The following is a 2,527-nucleotide window of genomic DNA, read 5'->3' as shown; positions in this document are numbered from 1 at the left end:
GAGGCGCCGCTTTCGAGGAACAGGTTGTCGCCGATAGCCTCCAGGCCGGCCTCGTTGACGAAGCCGGCCAGTTCGAGCTGGCCCACAGTCTGCGGTGCGGTGGCGCCGGCCGTGACCGCCTCGACCTGGCCGCTCTTGGAGATCGAGACCGACGTGGCGTCGTTGGGGATCGTGATGGCCGGCTGCACGGCGTAGCCATCCTCGGTGACCAGGTTGCCCTGGTCGTTGATGGCGAGGTTGCCGGCGCGGGTGTAGGCGGTTTCGCCCGACGGCATCAGCACCTGCAGGTAGCCGCGGCCCTGGATGGCCACGTCGTACTGGTTGCCGGTGGCGGTCATCGCCCCTTGCGTGGTGACGCGATAGGTCGAGCCCGCTTTGACGCCGGCGCCGATCTGGACGCCGGTGGGGACGATCGTGCCCTGGTCCGACGACTGCGAACCGGCGCGCTCCAAGGTCTGGTACAGCAGGTCCTGGAACTCGGCCCGCTGCTTCTTGAAGCCAACCGTATTCATGTTGGCGATGTTGTTGGAGATGACTTCGACGTTGAGCTGCTGAGCAGCCATGCCGGTCGCGGCGGTGCGGAGGGCTTGCATTGGTCTGGGTCCCTTAGTTCAGCTTGCCGATCCGCTCGATCGAGCGGCGCGACAGGTCGGAGGTGTCAGCCATCATCTTGCTGATCGAGTCGTAGGCGCGGTTGACCTCGATCAGGCGCGTGACCTGCTCGATGGTTTTGACGTTGGAGCTTTCCAGCATGCCCTGGTGGATGCGCGCGTCGGGCGCGGCGTTGGCGGTCTGGTTGGAAACGTTGCGGAACAGGTTGTCGCCGTCCTTGCGCAGCGAGGCGAGGTCGTCGAAGCGCGACACCTCGACCTTGCCGATAATGTTGATGCCTTGGCTGACCGTGCCGTCCTTGGCGATGGCGACGGGGCCCAGCAGCGGGTCGACGACGATCTCGCCGCCCCCGGCGCCAAGCACCGGCGCGCCGGCCTGAGTCGCCAGGCGGCCCGTGGAGTCCAGGGTGAAGCGGCCGTCGCGGGTGTAGCGGGGACCGGCCGGCGTATTGACGGTGAAGAAGCCCTGGCCCTCGATGGCCAGGTCGAGCGGGCTCGAGGTCTGGTTCAGGCCGCCCTGGCCGAAGTTGCGGGCGACGCCGTCGTCGATGACGAAATTGATGGCGTCGGACTGGCGGGTGCGGGGGGCGGTCTTGGCCTCGGTCTTGGTCAGGGTGTCCTCGACCTTGAAGCCCGAGGTGTCGGCGTTGGCGATGTTGTTGGCGATCACGTCCAGCTCGCGCCGGAGCATCATCTGGCGGGACAGGCCCACATAAATCGCATTGTCCATTTCGCTAACGCCTCAGGCCAATTGGTCGCATCGGTCTCGCAAGGTGGACTGCAAGGACCGGGCCAAGAAAAAAGCGTTTAAAAATCAGCGATTAGAATGGTTAACGGGCGCCGTGCGGTCAAAGATTCCGAGCAGGTTCTGCAGGGCTCGGAAGGCCCGTACTCATCGATCCTTAACCAACCAAGCCGCATCCAGGGTGGGTATAGATTCTATGGAGCCGCGCGCGTGTCCAAAAAACCGCCCAAACCGCCCAAGGGGGAGAAGCCTTCCCCGGACGCTGAGGTCGATGCCGAAGGCGCTGACGGCGCCGAAGGCGAAGGCGCGTCCGCCAAGAAGGGCCCGCCGCTCAAGCTGCTGATCATCGCCGGGGCGGCCGTCGTGCTGCTTGGCGGCGGTGGCGGCGCCGGCTATTTCCTGTTCCTCAAGCCCAAGCCCGCCGCGCATGGCGAAGAGCATGCGGCGGCCGAGAAGAAGCCGAAGAAAAAGGAAGAAAAGGCCGAGGGCGGCAAGGAAGATCCCAACGCCCCGGTGATGAGGGAAGGCCCCGACGGGGTGGTGTTCTACACGCTGCCCGACCTGCTGGTGAACATGCAGTCGCCGGACGGCCGCCCGACCTTCCTCAAGCTCAAGCTCACCCTCGAACTGCCCAGCGAAGAGGTGGCCGAGGAGCTGACGCCGAACATGCCGCGGATGCAGGACATGTTCCAAAGCTTCCTGCGCGAACTGCGCCCCGAGGACCTGTCGGGCAGCCAGGGCAGCTATCAGCTGCGCATGGAGCTGCTGCGCCGGGTCGGGCTGATGGCCGCGCCGCAGAAGGTCAACGCCGTGCTGATCGAGGAGATGTTGATCAGCTAGCGCTGGTCTGGACCCCCGATGGCGGAAGAACTCGACGATCAGGCCGCGATGGCCCAATGGGCCGCTGAAAACGGTCCCGCAGCCATGCCTCCGGCCGCGGCGTCCATCGCCGACGCCGACCCCGACGCCTGGGCGCCCCCGACCGACGGCGAGTCGACCAACGAGCGCATCCTCAACCAGGAAGAGATCGACAGCCTGCTGGGCTTCGACCTGTCGGGCGACGACGGCGGCGAGCGCACCGGCATCCGCGCCATCATCAACTCGGCCCTGGTCTCCTACGAGCGCCTGCCGATGCTCGAGATCGTCTTCGACCGCCTGGTGCGGTTGATGA

The 2,527-nt window shown here is 65.9% G+C and carries 3 protein-coding genes and 1 pseudogene; 2 read left to right on the top strand and 2 right to left on the bottom strand.

Annotation, left to right across the window (positions count from 1 at the left end):
* Positions 1-593: flagellar basal-body rod protein FlgG (gene flgG / locus JWR51_RS23715; RefSeq protein WP_299753574.1), on the bottom strand; the 593-nt coding region annotated here is incomplete at its 3' end.
* A 13-nt stretch (positions 594-606) separates the two neighbouring features.
* The gene (gene flgF, locus JWR51_RS23710; protein ID WP_299753572.1) at positions 607-1,341 is read right to left on the bottom strand and encodes a flagellar basal-body rod protein FlgF; all 735 of its coding nucleotides are present in this window, start codon (positions 1,339-1,341) and stop codon (positions 607-609) included.
* 225 nt (positions 1,342-1,566) lie between these two features.
* Between flgF and JWR51_RS23705 the strand changes: the two genes are divergently transcribed.
* Entirely contained in the window at positions 1,567-2,196 is a 630-nt protein-coding gene (locus tag JWR51_RS23705; protein ID WP_299753570.1) for a flagellar basal body-associated FliL family protein, read from the top strand.
* 18 nt (positions 2,197-2,214) lie between these two features.
* Positions 2,215-2,527, top strand: a pseudogene (fliM, locus tag JWR51_RS23700) (flagellar motor switch protein FliM); the annotation flags it as partial.

The organism is Devosia sp. (genome assembly GCF_028290625.1).
GTDB lineage: Bacteria > Pseudomonadota > Alphaproteobacteria > Rhizobiales > Devosiaceae > Devosia.
This window is presented reverse-complemented; position numbering and strand designations above follow the sequence as displayed.